Below are 18,632 nucleotides of genomic sequence, written 5' to 3' on the forward strand. Positions count from 1 at the left end.
GAAAACAACAGCGGCCGGAAGTCCAATCTTTCTCGCAGTGACGACCTTCGCCATCATGCTTATCAATCGTTCAGCTTATATAGTCTAAAATAGATAAATAATCAAAGGAGCTACACTCATTATGGAACAATTCAGATTGCCCAAAATCCCGCTGCCAGAGCTTGCGCTGCCGCAAGCGGTTCAGCAGGTATTGGAAGAAGCAGAGCAGAAGCTTGCGCATCGCCCGAAGCTTGCGCAGCTGTTCAAAAACTGTTTCCCGAATACGCTGGAGACGACGACGAAGCTCTTGGACGACGGCACAACCTTTATTATCACGGGAGATATTCCTGCCATGTGGCTGCGCGATTCGGTGGAGCAGGTTATTCATTATGTGCCGCTGGCGAAAAATGACCCGTACTTGCGCCGTATCATTAGCGGCTTGATCAAGCGCCATATGGCCAACATTCTGATTGATCCTTATGCGAATGCCTTTAATGAATCGGCCAATGATTGGCACTGGAACACGACGGATGAGACAGACATGTCGCCGTGGGTGTGGGAGCGCAAGTTCGAGCTGGATTCCATCTGCTTCTCGATGCGTCTTGCTTATGCGTATTGGAAAGAGACCGAGCAAACCGATATTTTTGACTCCAGCTTTAAGGCAGCAATGCGCCGTATCGTGGAGCTTTGGAAAACCGAGCAGCGCCACTTTGAGCTTTCCCCTTACCGTTTTGTAAGGGACAACGGCATTCCTACCGATTCACTGCGAAATAGCGGAATGGGTATGCCGGTTAATTATACCGGAATGATCTGGTCGGGCTTCCGTCCGAGCGATGACGCTTGCGACTTCCATTACAACATTCCAGCGAATATGTTCGCGGTTGTAACGCTGCGGCAGATGAGAGAGATGGCGGAGTGGGTATTCCGCGATATGGCTTTTGTGAAGGAGCTTAAGCAGCTGGAGGAGGATGTCGAGCATGGTATTTTGCTGTATGGCATTTATCGTCACCCGGAATTTGGCCCTATTTATACTTATGAGACGGACGGCTTCGGCAACTATTGCTTAATGGATGACGCGGGCACGCCTGGCTTGCTCTCCATTACTTATTTGGGCTACACAACCGCTGATGATCCGATTTACCAAAACACGCGCAAATTTGCGCTTAGCAAGGAAAATCCTTTTTATTATGAAGGAACAATCGCGAAGGGCATCGGAAGTCCGCACACGCCGCAAGGCTATATTTGGCATATGGCGCTTTCGATGCAGGGCATTACTGCGAATAACGAGGAAGAGAAGCTGGCGATGATTGCTATGCTGGAAGCGACTGATGCCGATACCGGCTTTATGCATGAAGGCTTCCATGCAGATGATCCAGCCATTTTTACGCGAAAATGGTTTGCTTGGTCGAACAGCTTATTCTCGCAGCTTGTTTATCGGGCGATGAAGGATGGACTGCTATGAGCCAGCGGAATGTCATCATCTTTTATGATCCGTCCTTTCCTATAGCCTCGGAGTTCCCTTTGGAATTAGATGGTCTGCTTGCAGGAGCAGGCCGTGTTGTTCGGGCAGGCGAGCTTGCGGATGCGCTTGATGCTGCGAAAGCAGGAAGCTTCATCAATATGCATGCGCCTTACTTTCCGAAGCAGGCTTGGAGAGCTATCATCGGCTATTTGCGGCGCGGCGGCGGCTTGATCAGCTTGGGCGGCGCGCCATTCAAGCGTCCGGTTCGCCGCAGCGAGACTGGCGAGTGGCAGGTGGAGACGGAGCAGACGGCCTATCATCGCGAGCTTCATATTCATGAAATGCTGCCAGTCGCTGCTGCTCCCATAGCGGCGCTTGCAGCAGCGGAGGACCTTCCGCTGCTGGCGGGCAAGGAAGCGCTGTTCACTGTGGCGCCAACCTGGAATCTGGTGCCGCATGTGACGAAAAGCAGCGATTTGCCGCATCAAATGGGCTCTGCCGGCCCAATGGATGCCCATATTTACCCGCTGCTGAAGGGGATTTCCTCCAAGGGGCGCGAGGTAGCTGCGCCTGTCGTGCTTTGGGAAAATACGAAGGGGATTTTCGCAGGCGCGCGCTGGCTGTTCGTTAACCAGCCGCTGACGAAGGCGTTCTGGCTGGAAGGAGGAGCAGCAGAGCTTGCGCGCTGGGCAGCCTTTTGTGCCGCTGGTGTAACCGAGCTGTGGCTGAAGCCGAACTACGCTTCCTTCGAGCCGGGCGAGCGGGCGATGCTGACGCTACAGGTGCAGCAGCTTCGTCAGGAGCAAGCTGCCGGGTGCGAGTCCTCTGCTTATGAGCGTGCAGAGCAGAAAGCTGCTTTCGATGGACAGGCTGACCTGTACACGGCGGCGGAGTGGGATTTTGCTATAACGGTTGAGCATGACAGCTCGCAGCAGAATTGGACATGCCGTTTGCAGCAGAAGGCGGGCAAGCAGCAGCAGATTGTAAGGCTGCCCGTGCCGCTTGAGCTGCAAAGCGGCTACTATAAGGTCGTATGCCGAGCGGAATCGACGTCGGGCGAGGTGCGGATTTTGCGCCAGGGCTTCTGGGGCTTTGATCAAAAGCTGCTTACAGAGGGAAGCCCGGTGACGAGCGGACGGGATTATTTTCAGAAGGACGGGCGTCCGCTTCCTGTTGTTGGAATGACGTATATGACGTCGGATGTGGCGCGGAAGTTTCTGTTTTTGCCGAATGCTTCCGTATGGGACCGTGACATGGCGCAAATGCGCAAGGCCGGCATCAACTGGATTCGAACCGGTATTTGGACGGCATACCGCAATGTGATGCAGGTGGACGGCCATGCCTCCGAGGAGGCGCTGCGTTCGATCGACGCTTTTCTGCTGACGGCGAAGCGTCACGATTTGCAGGTGACCTTTACGTTCTTCTCCTTTACGCCGGAAACGTGGGAAGGGCTAAATCCTTATCTTGATCCGCGCAGCGTAGAGGCGCAGAAGCGTTTTGTGCGTGCGATCGTTTCTCGCCACAAGCAGACGATGAATGTCGACTGGGATTTGATCAATGAGCCGTCGATGTTTGATCCGCCGCGGATTTTCTCGAATGGGCCGCGTTCAGCGCGAGATCCTTTTGAACAGAAGGCTTATACCGCATGGCTGAAGCAGCGCCACGGATCGCTTGAGCGGCTCCAAGAGCTGTGGAATATGTCACCGGAGCAGCTGCCAAGCTATGAAGCGGCAGTGCCGCCGGAGCCGGAAGAAATCAACTTCGATGTGCAGGACATGCATCAGGGGAAAAATGGCACACGCTGGCTCGATTATGTGCTGTTCTCGATGGAGATGCACAATCGCTGGGCGAAGCAGCTGTATGCGGCGATCAAAGACGAATGCCCGGACCATATGGTAACGGTTGGTCAGGATGAGGCGCTGGGCGCTCAGCGCCCTTCGCCGTTTTTCTACGAGGAGGCCGCCGATTATACAACGGTTCACTCCTGGTGGCTGAACGATAATCTCGTGTGGGACAGCTTGTTTGCGAAAACAGCAAACAAACCGAATGTCGTGCAGGAAACTGGCATTATGTATGTGGAGACGCCAGATGGCAGAGCGAAGCGCTCGGAAACGGAGCTGCACAGCTTGCTGGAGCGCAAATATGCGTATGCCTTTGCGACAGGCGGTGCTGGTGCCGTCCAGTGGATCTGGAATACAAACTTCTATATGGACAATGCCAATGAATCGCATATCGGCGCACTGCGGGCGGATGGAACGGAAAAGCCGGAGGCGGATGTTTCGTATGATTTTGGCAGCTTTATGGAGCAGATTCGAGATTTATTCGAGGATCGCAAGCTGGAGGATACGGCGGTATTGTTCCCGTATTCCAACGACTTCTCCAATCGCAAGCTGGCGTTTGATGCGACAACGCGTGCGACACGTGTGCTCGCTTATGAGCTGAATACGCCATTCCGCGGCGCTTCGGAATATCATTTGCAGGAGCTGGAGGCGAATCCGCCGAAGCTGCTCCTTGTGCCGAGTGCGCACAACCTGGATGATGCGGCATTTGGTCGCCTAATTGCACTTGTAGAGCAAGCGGGCGTTACGTTATTATGGATGGGACCGATTGGCCTGGACGCTTATTGGAAAGCGAGCGATCGCTGCTCGAAGCTGCTTGGCCACCTTGAGCTTCGCAACGTGCAGCGCGAGGAACAGCTGCGTATTGGCGAAGCTGTCTATCCTGTTTCTTACGGCAATCGCCGAATTGCCGAGGTTTCGAAAGAGGTTCTAGTTAGCGGCGCTGCTGCGAGTGAAGCGGCTGTCAGTGATGCTGGCGCTGTTCATCGAGCAGCAAAGGGCGGCGACGAGCTTGTTGAGCTGGCTGTAGGCAAAGGACGTCTGATATGGAGTCCGCTGCCGCTGGAGCTCAACGAGCGTACGGAGCCGATTAAGGAGCTGTATCGTTATGCACTGGAGTCGGCCGGCTGCGAGCAGGAGCTGAATTGGCTGCAAGGCGGCAAGCTGCCGGGAATTTATGGGCGTAAGCTTACATTTAAGAGCGGCGCGCTATTCGTATTCGTATCCGAATCTGGATTCGATGCAAAGATTGAAGTGCAAGACCCGGCGACGGGAGGACGGTACGCTTTTTCACTGGAAAAGGATCGTTCTGTGCTGTTCGCAACGGATGCAAGCGGCAAGCTGCTTGCTGTCTATCGCCCCCATCAAGTAGAGGTAGCGGTTTCGCTGCCCGATCAACAGGAAGAAGGAAGAGGTGCGCAGTAATGGCTTCTAAAAGAAAAGCCCACATTATTTCCCACACACATTGGGATCGCGAATGGTATTTGCCATATGAGAAGCATCATGTGCTCCTCGTGAAGCTAATGGATACGCTGCTTCATACGCTGGATACGGACCCCGATTTCAAAAGCTTTTATTTGGACGGCCAGACGATCATTCTTGAGGATTATTTGCAGGTACGCCCGGAAAATCGGGAACGCCTTGAAAAATATATTAAAGAAGGACGTATTCCGATCGGTCCTTGGTACATTTTGCAGGATGCCTTTCTGACGAGCAGCGAAGCGAATTTGCGTAATTTGCAGCTGGGCCATCAGGATGCAAGCCGTTATGGCATCATTGCCAAGGTCGGCTACTTCCCGGATACGTTCGGGAACATCGGGCAGGCACCGCAAATTTTGCGACAAGCTGGCATTGATAATGCGATATTCGGCAGAGGCGTGAAGCCGACGGGCTTTAACAATACGGTAGCAGATTCAAATTATGAATCCTCATTCTCCGAGCTGCTGTGGGAAGGTCCTGACGGCTCGCGCGTGCTGGGCATTCTTTTTGCCAACTGGTATTGCAACGGCATGGAGGTTCCAGTAGACGAGCAGGAGGCGAAGCTCTATTGGGACAAAAAGCTGGAGGAGGCCGAGAAATATGCGGCTACTGGCGAGCTGCTGTTCATGAACGGCTGCGATCATCAGCCTATTCAGCAGGATTTGTCCGCGGCGCTGGCGACAGCAAGAAAGCTGTACCCGGATACGGATTTTATCCACTCCAACTTTGAGGATTATTTGGCAGCGGTAAACAGCGGACTTGACCGCGAGCTTTCGGTCGTGAAGGGCGAGCTGCGCAGCCAACGTACAGATGGCTGGTCTACACTTGTGAACACGGCTTCGGCACGCGTTTATTTGAAGCAAATGAATCAGCTCGGCCAAGCGATGCTCGAAAAGGTAGCGGAGCCGCTTGCGACGATTGCCCACAAGCTTGGACAGGAATACCCGCATCATCTGTTTACCTATGCTTGGAAAACCTTAATGCAAAACCATCCGCATGACAGCATTTGCGGCTGCAGCGTGGACGAGGTGCACCGCGAGATGGTCACTCGTTTTGACAAGAGCCGTCATGTTGCGGAGACGATTGTTGCCGATAGCACACAAGCGATTGCCGAAGCGGTGGATACCTCGGTATTCGCTTCGTATGGTGAAGCTGCACTGCCGTTCGTTGTTTATAACACGACAGGCTGGGAGCGCAGTGGCGTTGTAGAAATTGAGCTTGATGTGGAGCGTCTATACTTCCGTGAAGGCTTGCCGCTGCCTGAGGTGAATCGCCGGATGAATGCCGTCGATATTTCGGGCAGAGTGCTCGTAGACACTAACGGCGCAGCGGTTGCTTGCTCTGTGGAGGATTTGGGGCTGCAGTTTGGCTATGATCTGCCGGATGATAAGTTCCGCCAGCCTTACATGTGCCGCCGAGTGAAGCTGACGTTCGCTGCGGTGAACGTGCCAGCGCTTGGACTGTCGTCCTATGCATGGGTTCGTCATGCTGCTGGAGCAGAGGTTGGGTTGGCGGGCGAAGCGGTTGCGAGTGCGAGTACTAGTGCTAGTGCTAGTGCTAGTGCAGCGGCTAAGCTTGCGAATCCGGCTGTGCTTGAAAATGAATGGCTGCAAGTCGCTATCGCTGAAGATGGCTCCTATGATTTGACGGACAAGCAAAGCGGTCAAGTATACCGTGGGCTTGGTGTTTATGAGAATACAGGCGATATCGGCAATGAATATATGTACAAGCAGCCGGATAACGAGCAGGCGATTACGACGAAGGGCTTGAAAGCAACGATTCGTTTAGTGGAGCAAAACGCTTATCGTACCGCTTATGAAATCGTGCATGAATGGGAGGTTCCGGCTTCGGCGGATGAAACGTTCGAGCTTGAGAAGCAGGAAGCTGTTTATTACCCTGAGCGTAAAGCACAGCGTGTGACGGACATGGTGCCGCTCACGATTAAGACAGTTATTGCGCTTTCCAGCAGCTCCAGAAGCTTGGAACTACAAGCTTCGTTTAACAATCAGGCGAAGGATCATCGCGTTCGCGTGCTGTTCCCGACGGATGTAGAGACGGCGGTTCATCATGTGGATTCCATTTTTGAAGTCGCTGTGCGTGACAATGAGCCTTCGGCAGAGTGGGAAAATCCGAGCAACACCCAGCATCAGCAAGCCTTTGTTGATGTGAGCGGCGAGCAGGGCGGACTTGTTGTAGCGAACCTCGGCTTGAATGAATACGAAGTGCTGCGCGACGGGCGCAATACGATTGCTGTTACGCTGCTTCGGTCGGTTTCCGAGCTTGGCGACTGGGGCGTATTCCCGACTCCAGAAGCACAATGCCTTGGCGAGCAAAGCTTCCGTCTGTCGATCATTCCGCATAACGGCGACGGCGCTTCATCAGGTGCTTATGCACAGGCTTATCAATTCCAAGTGCCTTGGACGGCGAGCCAAACAGCGGTTCATGCAGGCGTGCTTGCACCTGTTGGCGGCTTGCTTGCTTGGGAAGGCGACAGCATGGCCTTCTCCTCGCTGAAAGTAAGCCAGCAGTCCGGCGACGCTGTGCTGCGCTGGTTTAATATGAAGCAGCAGGCGGCTGAGCTCAGCTTGTCGGATGCAGGCTTTATTGGCGGCAATGCTGCTGTTTTCAAGCAGCTGTATAAGAGCGATGTGCTGGAGCGTATAGGTGAAGCGATTGAAGTGAGCGCTGAGCAAGGGGCAGCTTTGAAGGTTGGTCCTTGTGAGATTGTGACGGTTGGGTTTAAGCTTTAGTATATGAGAGAGTATGCTTTATAAAAGTAGAAGGGAGGCCCTTATTGCCGTCAAGTTGAGGCGTAAGGGTCTTTTTTGTGGTTTGTTAGAGAAAACTAGCAGTTTGGCTGAGCTTTTTCGGGGAAAAGGAAATAGGTGAAAAAGAGTGAATTTTATCGTTACATGCAACAAATGGGGTGTGGTCGACAAACAATAATCACCCTCGATAAAGTTCGGGCCTATCACTCTTTTCCTATGATTTCTTCATAACAACACTGCTGACACACTGTTACTACTGACACACTGTTGTCAGTAGTGTTTTTGTATAGTAGGAGTAATTAATCGTAAAGGAGTAGGAGTAGGAGTAGGAGTAGGAGTAGGAGTAGGAGTAAGTGCGAAGCATTTTTGGTCCAAAATGCTATGTACGGTATTGTATCACTTATTATTAGGAAGGATGATATTTCGTGAATTTTGCTTCTGTACGCATCATTACTGATGATGTGGATCGTCTCGTCGAGTTCTATGAGAAAATTACGGGTGTCGCGGCGGAACGCCCAGCGCCGGTCTTTGCCGAACTCGTTATGCCATCGTGCACCCTGGCGATCGGCCACACCCAGACGGTGCAGCTGTTCGGCGCGGGTTCCGCTATGGCGGCCAATAATTACACTGTCATCATCGAGTTCCATGTCCACAATGTTGATGCCGAATATGAGCGCTTGAAGCCGTTTGTCAAAGAGTGGGTAAAGGAACCTACCACAATGCCGTGGGGGAATCGTGCTGTGCTGTTTCGCGATCCTGACGGCAATCTTGTTAACCTCTTCACGCCGGTGACCGAGGAAGCAATTAAACGGTTCGGTGGCAGGTATTGAAGAACAGTTAAAGTGAATGAGGCGAATTTCGTAATTCGTAATTTTACTGACTGCTGAATGAGACCATAGCGACGGGCTATGGTCTCTTCATTTTGTCTAGGTACTTCATAATTTTAGAGATAGGGACCTATTTCGCGATCTTCGCAGACGCTGGTAGCCTATTTGTAATTGTGCAATCCTTAGGGCATCTTTGTGAATATAGGAGGTGCTCGCATCCTTGGCGGGCTGACGTTCCGCTATTGGAGCATTTTTCCCCGTTTTGGCAGATGAGCGGACAGGAAAGCGCTTATTTCCTTGATTATTGTGTTAAAAAAGGGATTCGGGTGCCCTTAGCGACTGCTGTGTCCGCGAGCCCCTCCTAAAACGACAAATGAAGGATATAGCGGTTGCTGTGTCCGCCAAAGCTCAGTTGCCATCTTATCGCCTAAATGCGATCGAAACCGAAACCGAAACCGAAACCGAAACCGAAACCGAAACCGAAACCGAAACCGAAACCGAAACCGAAACCGAAACCGAAACCGAAACCGAAACCGAACAGTTTAGCTCAAACTCCTGCCACTTTCCCGTCACACTCTCGTTTTCAACGTTCGAAGGCTAACTCAGGCTTCAATGTCACAGCTAAATACAGCTCTAAAACTATAGTTTTACCTCGCAGAATCCCTATCTCGCATTAACTCTATCCCGCAGAATCCCTATCTCACAGTAACCCTACCCCGCAGTAAACCTGCCCCTAGAGCGGCTATCCGCCTGCTCTTTAATGAGGTCTGCCGTCAGCTGACCCGACAGCGTAACCATCGGCACGCCGCCGCCGGGGTGAGTGGAGCCGCCGACAAAATACAAGTTGTCGAGCAGCTCGCTTTTGCTCGGAATTTTGAAGCCGCCGTTCAGCTTGCGATCGGTGACAACGCCATAGATGGAGCCGCCGTTGGCGCCATAAAGCTGCTCCAGATCATTAGGCGTAAAGCTGTATTCGAACGAAATGTGCGAGCGCAGGTAATCGAGGCCCATTCGTTCCAGCTTATCCAGCACCAGCTCGCGATAGGTCTCTTTGTAAATGTCCCAGTCCTCGCCGGGCTTAAGCGGGGGAACGTGGGTCAGCACGAATAAATTTTGTTGTCCTATTGGTGACTGTGTCGAGTCGGAAATGCTGGATACTCCAATGTAGACGGTTGGGTCAGGCGTTGGGATGCCAGTGACAAACACATCCTGGAACTCCCGCTCTGGATTTTGCGAGAACAGGAAATTGTGATGGCGAAGCTGATCATAGGTTTTGTCGATGCCGAGCAGCAGCACGAGGCCGGATACGGTTGGAGCATATTTTCTCAGGCCATCTGCCGCCGCGGCAGTACCAGGATGATGGCCGAGCAGCTTGCGATGGGTCGGAATCGCCTCCAGATTGGAAACGACAAGATCGGCGCCAAGCACCGTACCATCCGCAAGTGTAACGCCCGTTGCCGTCTTGCCCCGTGTATTGATTGCTGCGACAGGCGTGCTCGTCCGAACCTCCACACCAAGCTCGCCGAGCAGCTTCAGCATGCCAAGCGCAATATTGTACATACCGCCCTTGACGTAATAAATGCCGAGCCCAAGCTGCACATGGATGAGCTGAGAAAGCACCGCTGGAGCTGCATAGGGCGAGGAACCAATATACATAATGAAAAAATCGAACAGCTGCCGCAAGCGTTTATCCTTGAAATAGCGGCTCGTGCTCTGATGCATTGTGCGAAGCGGGTCCATCGCCAGCAGCTCCTTCATGCTGTGCTGTCCCCGCAAATCCTGCAGCCCGCTTAAGCTTTTGCCATATACGCTTTTCATGCTGAGCTCATACATCTGCTGGCAGTATTGCAGGTAAGCCAGAAAGCCCTTGGCATCCTCCGGCGACACACGTCTTAGCTGCTCCAGCATCATCGGGAGGTCTCCGGTCACGTCGAACTGCGAGCCATCCTCGAAAAAGGTTCGCCACTGCGGCTCAACCCGCTCCAGCGTCATGTAGTCCGCCAGCCGTCTTCCTGCACTAGCGAATAGCTGCTCCAGCACCCAAGGCATCGTCAAAATGGATGGGCCTGTATCGAAATGAAAGCCTTCACCCGAGCGGATGTTCAGCTTGCCGCCAACGCGCTCCTGCTGCTCCAGGACGGTGACGCGATGGCCGTCAACCGTTAGCCTGATAGCGGCGGATAGGCCGCCTAGACCTCCGCCAATTACTATGATTTTTTTACTCGTCAATTGTTTCTGCCTCCCTTTTTACTAAAATCAAACGTCATTTTTCAAAAAAAATAGTTATATAAACGAAAAAGATGTTTTATAATATACCCAATGGTTAATTAATAAATAGATAGCTTCGATTCTAGCAGGTGCCAGCCTGTATTTAAGGTGTTGCCCATTATTGGTGAGTTAAAACCTGTTAGACCCATTTTGCCAATGAAAAACCGGCGGCTCCTGCTGGAGGGATGGAAGGATGAAGGAAATGCTTGCTGCCCGCGCAGCTGCTCCGAGGTGGAGGGAGCTGTCTGTGCAAGGCAGAATTCGGCATATCCGTTCGGTGCGCCAGCTGCTCGTCCGTGATTTGGACGAGTGGATTGCGCTGCTGGGCCAAGAGGCGGGCAAGACGCCAATGGATGCGCTGACGACGGATCTGCTCACGGTCATTGAAGCTATTTCTTATTATGAAAAAAATACGGCAAAGCTGCTGCGCTCCCGCCGCGTTCGCACACCGCTCTGGCTCGCAGGCTCCTCCTCGCATATTACATACGAGCCTTGCGGCGTGGCGGCCATTATTGCACCATGGAATTTCCCGCTGCAATTAACGCTCATTCCTGCGCTGGCGGCAGCTGCTGTAGGCAATACGGTGCTGCTTAAGCCATCGGAGAAGCTGCCGCTGCTGAGCAAGCGCATTGCCGCTCTAGTTGAGGAGGCTGCCTTTCCAGCAGGTGTCATTCAACTGATTGAAGGCGGGAAGAGGGAAGCGGAGCGCTTAATTGATGCACGTCCTGACAAGCTCTGGTTTACCGGAAGCGAGGCGGCCGGGCGCAGCGTGTTGGCGCGGGCAGGGGAGCTGCTCATTCCTTGCGTGCTGGAGCTTGGCGGCAAGGACCCGCTGATCGTATGTGCGGATGCTCATGTAGAGCGAGCTGCTCGCGCGGCAGTATGGGGTGCTTTTTTGCACAGCGGTCAAGTATGCATGAGTGTGGAACGAGTTTACGTACACGAAAGTATTTATGCGTCTTTTTTGGCTGCGGTCGTCGCTTATACGCAGGAGCTTAGGCAGGCGGGCGGCGGTTCTTGGTCAGAGGTAGGCGTACTCGGCACAGAGGAAGGCTGGTTTAAAGTGAAACGGCTGCTAGGCGATGCTGTAGCCAAAGGAGCTAGCATCGCAGCAGGAGGGCTGCTGCCCGGAACGGAGCCGCCGCTGTTTCCGCCGACGGTACTGACCGGCGTGACGGAGGAGATGCAGCTGATGCAGGAGGAGATTTTCGGTCCGCTGCTGCCCATTATGACCTTTCAGTCAGAGGAGGAGGTCATTCGGCTGGCAAATGCTTCGCCATATGGGCTTAGCGCAAGCATTTTTACCGCAAATCGAAAAAAAGGGCTTGCGCTGGCTGCTCAGCTGGAGACGGGAAGCTGCTCCATAAATGATGTTGTAAGGCATATTGGCAACATGCACCTGCCTTTTGGTGGGGTGAAGGCGAGCGGCTTCGGCCGCGCACATGGAGAAGAAGGGCTGCGGGCCTTTTGCCGCTCGAAGTCGATTATGGTGAATGCCGGACGCAGAAGCTCGCAAATCAACTGGTTTCCTTATCGGGAGCAGGCATTCAATGGGCTAAAGCGAGCCATTGGCTACATGTACGGGAGAAAGAAGGGGAAGCGATGAGCCTCTCGATGATTTGGGCCGTTTTTGGTTGGTTATGCGGCTGGCTGCTGCAAAATCGGGTAAGCAGGCTGCCTGAATTGGACGCTTTAGTCGAGCATGAAAGGGACAGGGCACAGGGAATTAATGGGGCGAGCGTGAAAAATAATGCAGTTCCGCTCTCTCTTTCCATTATTATTCCTGCTCGCAATGAAGAAGGCAACATAGGCAAGCTGCTGCATTCCTTAGGACAGCAGAAGCTGCCGAGTGTGGAGGTTATCGTTGTGGATGATGGCTCAGAGGATGCAACGGCAAGCCTTGCTGCCGCGCATGGTGCTGCTGTCATTAGGGCTGAGGAGCTGCCGGAGGGCTGGGTCGGCAAAAGCTGGGCCTGCTGGACGGGAGCCAAAACGGCGCAAGGCGAGCTGCTGGTGTTTCTAGATGCCGATGTGGAGCTGGGAATGAATGCTATGCAGCAGCTAGTCGCCAGCCAGAAGGAGGCAGGCGGCCTCGTATCGGTGCAGCCTTACCACCGTATGGAGCGAGCTTACGAGCAGCTGTCCGCTTTCTTTAATCTTATCGTCGTCGCTTCGGTTGGCGACGACAACCGCTGGGCTGGGGCGTTTGGGCCTTGTCTCATATGCCGCAGGGATGACTATTTTCGCATCGGCGGGCATGAGGCCGTTAGGGGTAAGGTGCTCGAGCATTTCGAGCTGGGACGGGCCTTTAGCTCGGATCAAATGCCAGTGTCCAATTTTATAGGTTATGACCGAATTACGTTTCGCATGTATCCCGACGGTTTATGCAGCATGTTACGGGGCTGGAGCAAAAGCTTCGCAGCAGGGGCCTCATCGACCGCACCTTTCGTAGCCTGTGCCGTCTCGGTCTGGCTGGCCGGAGCGATCTCGGCTGTGTCCCTTATGCTTTCTTCGCTTGCGGGGCAGGTCGAGGCGAATAATTGGCTGCTGGGCATAGGCATCGCAAGCTATGCGGCATATAGCGCGCAGCTTGCGCTGTGGCTGCGCAAGGTGGGGAGCTTTAAGTGGTGGATACCGCTGCTGTATCCGCTTCCGCTCGGTTTGTTTATTATATTTTTCGCCTATTCTTTGTTCTCTACCCACATAAGGCGGAAGGTGGCTTGGAGAGGGCGAGTCGTATCCATGGGTAAACGGGAGCGAGGCCATTTATGAGCGTTCAGGCCTTGCCTCCGCTGGCTGTCATTGCTCTTAATATTGGCGGCTGGCTTCTCGTCCATCTCGGTGCCTCCTATTTACTTGCGAGCCTGCCGCAGCGCTGGTTTACAGGAGCAGGCGGCCGAAGCGTTGAAACGGGGCGGAGCAGCAAGGAGAGGTGGCGCTTCGAGAGAAGAACGAAGGCAAAGCCGTCTTTTAAAAGCGGCGAGGAGCGTTTCTACGAGCAGGTGCTTTTCATCCGTGCCTGGAAGGATCGCATGCCGGATGGCAGCTTTTTATTCCGCAAGGGATTTCAGAAAAAAAGACTTGCTCGCCGAGGCAAGGCCTATTACAAGGAGTACCATGGGGAAACGCTTAGAGGAGAATGGGCGCATTGGCTATCCATCGTGCCTGCTCCAATATTTTTCATCTGGAACGAGCCTTTGTATGGCTATTTAATGGTTGGCTATGCGCTGGCGGCCAATTTGCCGTTTATAGCGATTTTGCGATATAACCGACTGCGGCTCAGGAGAATTTGCATGGGCAAGCGCATATGAGGGGCATATATAGAAAGCTGATTCTAGCAGGGGAAGGAAGAGACTATAAATGAAGACAAGGCATGTTGTCGTTGTAGGCGCCGGACCAGGAGGACTTGCTGCCGCCATGCTGCTAGCAGGTCAAGGCTATAAAGTTACGGTGCTGGAGAAGCAGCCGTACATTGGAGGACGGACTTCGCTGCTGCAGGTGGGCGATTATAAGTTTGACCGAGGCCCAACCTTCTTTATGATGCCTCATTTGCTGGAGGAATTGTTTACGGCAGTGAACCGAAGGCTTGCAGATTACGTGGAACTGATTGAGCTGGACCCGCTGTACCGATTGAAGTTCGGAGCTTCGGCGTTCGAGCCTTCTCGCAATATGGAGCAGACGCATGCGGAAATTGAAAGGCTGTTTCCCGGAGACGGGGCAGGCTATAGACGGTTTATGCGCGATGAGGAAATCAAGTTTAGCCGCGTGTCGCCGCTGCTGCAGCGTCCCTTCAGCAAGCCGCGCGATTATATGGCCAGAGATGTGCTGGCGGCTCTGCCTAGCCTTCATGCAACGGATACGGTGTATAACCGTTTATCCAAATATTTTAAGGACGAGCGGCTAAAATACGCCTTTACATTCCAAGCGAAATATTTAGGGATGTCGCCGTGGGAATGTCCGGGCACCTTTACGATTTTATCGTATATGGAGCATAAATACGGATTATTTCATCCCGTAGGCGGCTTGAATCGGCTTTGCGAGGCAATGGGCGAGGTCATTCGTGAGTATGGAGGCATCATTTCTACTGGAACTGGCGTGCAGCGCGTGCTGACAAAGAGCGGGAAAGCTAGTGGGGTTTTGCTTGCCAATGGGGAGAAGCTTGAGGCTGACCATGTTATTTTAAACGCGGATTTTGCGACGGCGATGAACGAGCTGTTTGAGCCGGGTGAGCTGAAGAAATATACGCCTGAGAAGCTTGCCAAGAAAAAATACTCCTGCTCGACCTACATGCTCTACCTTGGCATTAACAAAGAAATTAAAATGCCTCATCATACGGTATTGTTCGCCGGCGATTATAAGACGAATGTTAATGAAATGATGGCGCAGAAAAAGCTGTCCGCAGACCCGTCCATTTATGTCCATAATCCGGGCATCCATGACCAGACGCTCGCGCCGGAGGGCAAGACGGCGCTGTACGCACTCATGCCTGTGCCGAATTTGAGGAGCGGCATTGACTGGCAGGAGCAGGGGGCGCTAATAAGGGAGAAAATGCTGCACCGCATGGAGCAGGAGCCGGAGATGCGCGGCCTTTCCCGGCATATTGAAATCGAAGCGATGATAACGCCGCAGGATTGGCAGCAGGGACACGGCGTATACGAGGGAGCCACATTTAACCTGGCGCATTCCTTTAATCAAATGATGATGCTGCGCCCGCATAACCGCTTTGAGGAATATGGCAATTGCTGGCTCGTTGGGGGCGGAACGCATCCCGGCAGCGGGCTGCCAACGATTTTTGAATCCGCACGAATCAGCACCCGGCTGCTTATGGAGCAGGATCGGTTGAAGGAGGGGGCCATATGAATAACTTTGCTATTGCAGGCGGTGGCATCGGCGGCCTCATTGCGGCGCTGCTGCTCAGGCGACAAGGCAAGCACGTAACGATTTATGAGCGCATGAACCGCCTCGGAGGCAGGCTGGCCTTCGAGCAAAATGGGAGCTATTGCGTTGATCAAGGGCCGACGATTGTACTGCTGCCTGAAATGCTGCTGGACATTTTGGCGGAGGCAGGCATTGACCGCTCGCGAATCCCGCTCGTGCGCTGTGATCCAATGTACCGCATTCATTTTGCCGACGGCACCGTGCTGCATAAGTGGAGCGACAGAGAGCGCCAGCTGGAGGAGCTTGGACGCCTATTTCCGGGCGAGCAGGAAGGCTTCATTCGCTATATGGATGAGATGAAGCGTTCCTTCGTACAGGGAAAAAAAGCTTTCTTGGAGCGGCCGTTTTTGCGCAAAAGGGATTTTTTCACCGTGCGCAATATCGCTCTGCTGGCCAAGCTGCGGGCTTACAAAAGCGTGCGCGCCCTCGCTGCCGAATATTTTAAGGATAAGCGGCTGCACGACGCCTTCTCGCTGCAAACGCTGTATATCGGGGGCGCGCCATTTGAAGCGCCGGGCTTGTATTCGCTGCTTCCGTATGCTGAGCATGAATTTGGCGTTTGGTGCTTGAAGGGCGGCTATGCGAGCCTTATTCCGCTGCTGGAGGAGGAGCTCGCGCGCCAAGGCGTTGCTGTGAAAAAGAGGACGGCTGTCAACGAGCTTCTAATCAGCGATGGACGCTGCTATGGCGTGCGGACTGCCGAAGGGGATACGCGCTATGATGCGGTCATCTATAACGGCGAATTTCCATCTATTGCTGACGTACTGCCTGTGCAAGAGACCGCTCGCCCAAAAAATAAAATGAAGGATTACAAGCCTTCATCCGGCTGCGTGCTCATCTATTTGGGCTTGAACAAACAGTGGCCGGAGGCGGCGGCGCATCAGTTTTTTCTGCCGCCTTCGCTTGAGAAGGGGCTTGGGGAAATTTTCAAGGAAAATCGGCTGCCCGATGATCCGTCCTTTTATATTTTTTATCCGACCGCCTTTGATGATACTGCTGCACCAGCGGGGGAGAGTGCGATGTATGTGCTCATTCCATCGCCTGCCGCTCCGCATGTCGATTGGGCGCAGGAGACGGATAAACTCACCCTGCATGTGCTTAGCGAAGCGGAGCGCCGCGGCTTTCCCGGGCTGCGGGAAGCGATTCGCTGGCAGCACGTTCGCACGCCTGCGGATGCCGAGGCTGACGGCTTGTACAAGGGAGGCAGCTTCGGCATTGCGCCGACGCTGCTCCAGTCCGCCGTCTTTCGTCCGCAAATTGTGCCGTATGGCATTGAAGGGCTTTATGCCGCAGGCGCTTCGGTCCATCCCGGCGGCGGGGTGCCAATCGTTATGCAGGGTGCGAGGCTGCTTGCCCAGCATTTATCTACAGCAGCTACGTCTCAAAGAACAATGTCAATGTCCACTATGATCAAGGAGGTGCCGGATGGAAACCGTATTTAGCCTAAATCAGTGCGAGGCGATGATTCGCAAAGGTTCATCTAGTTTTTATAAGGCATTTGGTTTTTTGCCAAGCCCACGCAAAGAAGCGGTTTACGTCATATACGCCTTTTGCCGGATTATCGACAATGCGGTCGATGAGCCGGAGCATTCTCCCTATACAATAGACGAGCTGGAGGCGCACTTCACCGACTTAGAGCGGGCGGATGGACACTTTATATGGCCGGCGCTGCGCTGGCTGTTTCAGCATTTTCCAGTCAGCAAGCAGCCTTTTTTTCGACAAATGGAAGGACAGCGCCGAGATTTGGTGCTGACCCATTACGAGACGATGGAGCAGCTTGAGGACTACTGCTACTTGGTTGCGGGAACGGTTGGTGAAATGCTGCTGCCCGTCCTGCATAACGATCCGGACGAGCAAATTGTAGAGGCGGGCATTTATTTGGGCAAGGCGATGCAGATCGTCAACATTGTGCGCGATGTTGGAGAGGATCAAGGCCGTGGCCGTCGCTACCTGCCGCTAGAGCTGCTGCGTCAGTACGGCTATAGCGAGCAAAGCTTCGAGGCTGGGGTCATTGACGATCATTTTCGGGCACTGATTCATGCGCTGGAGCGCCAAGCGAAGGAATGGTTCCGCAAGGGGCTGGCGAATGTAAGCAGCTATCCGCCGGAAAGCGCGTTTGCAGTAGAGCTTGCGGCTGGCTTTTACGGGGCTATTTTGAATCAGGTGATCGCGAATCGTTATGAGGTGTATACGAAGCGGGCGGTCGTGGGGCCGCTGACGAAGCTGAAAATTTATAGATCAATTAAAGAGAAGTATTTGACGGATTGTGCGCTGGAAAGCGGAGCTGTATCGTTATGATGCGGAAGCTGTTCTTATTCTGGTATGCGGTGGGCCTCATTCTTATGCTGACGATTGGCGTTCCGACGCCGCTGGCCTTCTCGAACGGCTTGTTTCTCGTCTTTTATGCGATGTATGCGGTTAGCCTGGAGCAAGGCTTGCGCGAGCGGACTCCATTAGGCTGGGGGCGCATCGCATTTGTCGGGCTATCGACGTTCGGTGTAGAATGGCTGAGCGTGACAACGGGCTGGCCGTTTGGTGAGTACAATTATACGCCGGTGCTCGGTTTTCTGCTTGGCGGCGTGCCGGTAACGATCGCTTGCGCATGGGTCGGTGTATTTTTGAACGGCATGCTGCTGTCGAAGGGCGTCAATCGCTGGGCGCGGGCGCTGCAAACCGGGCTGTTTACCGTTACGCTTGATCTGGTGCTTGATCCGGTAGCTTATGCTAGGGGCTTCTGGCTATGGGAAGAGGACGGTGCCTACTTTGGCATTCCAGCGACGAATTTCATCAGCTGGTTTATGATCTCGGCGGCGCTGTCGCTGCTGTTTCCAGTTCGTGAAATTTCGAACGCTGTACGCCGGGAGGCGGCAAGGCTGGGCCAGCTCATGCTGCTCATGTTCGGTGTGCTTGGCATGAAGGAAGGGCTGTATGTGCCAATGCTCATAGCTGTCGCTGCGGCTGCTGTGCTGGAGGGAGTCGTGATTCGCTATCATTACATCGCAAAAAAACAGGTGGTTTGAGGCGGTATTTTCCCGCTACAATAAACACTATTTACTAAAACGGCATTTTCATG

13 protein-coding genes are annotated in these 18,632 nt (G+C 53.5%); 12 read left to right on the forward strand and 1 reads right to left on the reverse strand.

Annotated elements, in window-relative coordinates; all coding sequences use genetic code 11:
* Positions 1-121: 121 nt before the first annotated feature.
* From V5J77_RS09975 to V5J77_RS09995, 5 genes are all read left to right on the forward strand, one after another.
* Positions 122-1,441, forward strand: coding sequence for a glycoside hydrolase family 125 protein (locus tag V5J77_RS09975; RefSeq protein ID WP_338555625.1), 1,320 nt, complete (start codon positions 122-124; stop codon positions 1,439-1,441).
* Positions 1,438-4,704, forward strand: a complete 3,267-nt coding sequence (locus V5J77_RS09980; RefSeq protein ID WP_338555626.1) for a beta-galactosidase — start codon at positions 1,438-1,440, stop codon at positions 4,702-4,704. The genes V5J77_RS09975 and V5J77_RS09980 overlap by 4 nt, the downstream gene beginning before the upstream one ends.
* Positions 4,704-7,508, forward strand: coding sequence for an alpha-mannosidase (locus tag V5J77_RS09985; protein WP_338555627.1), 2,805 nt, complete (start codon positions 4,704-4,706; stop codon positions 7,506-7,508). The genes V5J77_RS09980 and V5J77_RS09985 overlap by 1 nt, the downstream gene beginning before the upstream one ends.
* Before the next feature lie 443 nt (positions 7,509-7,951).
* Positions 7,952-8,356, forward strand: a complete 405-nt coding sequence (locus V5J77_RS09990) for a VOC family protein (protein WP_338555628.1) — start codon at positions 7,952-7,954, stop codon at positions 8,354-8,356.
* A gap of 391 nt (positions 8,357-8,747) precedes the next feature.
* On the forward strand, positions 8,748-8,954 hold the full coding sequence (locus V5J77_RS09995; protein ID WP_338555629.1) for a hypothetical protein: 207 nt from the start codon (positions 8,748-8,750) through the stop codon (positions 8,952-8,954).
* Between the two features lie 110 nt (positions 8,955-9,064).
* Here the strand turns inward: V5J77_RS09995 and crtI (V5J77_RS10000) are convergent, their stop codons facing one another.
* Complete coding sequence (crtI, locus tag V5J77_RS10000; protein WP_338555630.1) at positions 9,065-10,582, reverse strand: phytoene desaturase family protein; 1,518 nt, start codon at positions 10,580-10,582, stop codon at positions 9,065-9,067.
* Positions 10,583-10,814: 232 nt separating this feature from the next.
* Here crtI (V5J77_RS10000) and V5J77_RS10005 point away from each other — a divergent pair, with 232 nt between their 5' ends.
* The 7 genes from V5J77_RS10005 to V5J77_RS10035 are packed head-to-tail and all read left to right on the forward strand — an operon-like array spanning position 10,815 to position 18,579.
* On the forward strand, positions 10,815-12,227 hold the full coding sequence (locus tag V5J77_RS10005; RefSeq protein WP_338555631.1) for an aldehyde dehydrogenase family protein: 1,413 nt from the start codon (positions 10,815-10,817) through the stop codon (positions 12,225-12,227).
* Positions 12,224-13,393 carry a glycosyltransferase family 2 protein gene (locus V5J77_RS10010; RefSeq protein ID WP_338555632.1) on the forward strand — a complete coding sequence of 390 codons (1,170 nt, stop codon included), beginning with the start codon at positions 12,224-12,226 and terminating at the stop codon, positions 13,391-13,393. The genes V5J77_RS10005 and V5J77_RS10010 overlap by 4 nt, the downstream gene beginning before the upstream one ends.
* On the forward strand, positions 13,390-13,932 hold the full coding sequence (locus V5J77_RS10015; protein ID WP_338555633.1) for a hypothetical protein: 543 nt from the start codon (positions 13,390-13,392) through the stop codon (positions 13,930-13,932). The genes V5J77_RS10010 and V5J77_RS10015 overlap by 4 nt, the downstream gene beginning before the upstream one ends.
* A gap of 49 nt (positions 13,933-13,981) precedes the next feature.
* On the forward strand, positions 13,982-15,481 hold the full coding sequence (gene crtI, locus V5J77_RS10020) for a phytoene desaturase family protein (RefSeq protein WP_338555634.1): 1,500 nt from the start codon (positions 13,982-13,984) through the stop codon (positions 15,479-15,481).
* The gene (gene crtI / locus V5J77_RS10025) at positions 15,478-17,001 is read left to right on the forward strand and encodes a phytoene desaturase family protein (RefSeq protein ID WP_338555635.1); all 1,524 of its coding nucleotides are present in this window, start codon (positions 15,478-15,480) and stop codon (positions 16,999-17,001) included. Before crtI (V5J77_RS10020) ends, crtI (V5J77_RS10025) begins: the two co-directional genes overlap by 4 nt.
* Positions 16,985-17,857 (forward strand): phytoene/squalene synthase family protein, encoded by an 873-nt coding sequence (locus tag V5J77_RS10030; RefSeq protein ID WP_338555636.1) that lies wholly within the window; start codon positions 16,985-16,987, stop codon positions 17,855-17,857. Before crtI (V5J77_RS10025) ends, V5J77_RS10030 begins: the two co-directional genes overlap by 17 nt.
* Positions 17,854-18,579, forward strand: a complete 726-nt coding sequence (locus tag V5J77_RS10035; RefSeq protein ID WP_338555637.1) for a carotenoid biosynthesis protein — start codon at positions 17,854-17,856, stop codon at positions 18,577-18,579. The genes V5J77_RS10030 and V5J77_RS10035 overlap by 4 nt, the downstream gene beginning before the upstream one ends.
* Positions 18,580-18,632 lie beyond the last annotated feature (53 nt).

The organism is Paenibacillus sp. KS-LC4 (assembly GCF_036894955.1).
GTDB lineage: Bacteria > Bacillota > Bacilli > Paenibacillales > Paenibacillaceae > Pristimantibacillus.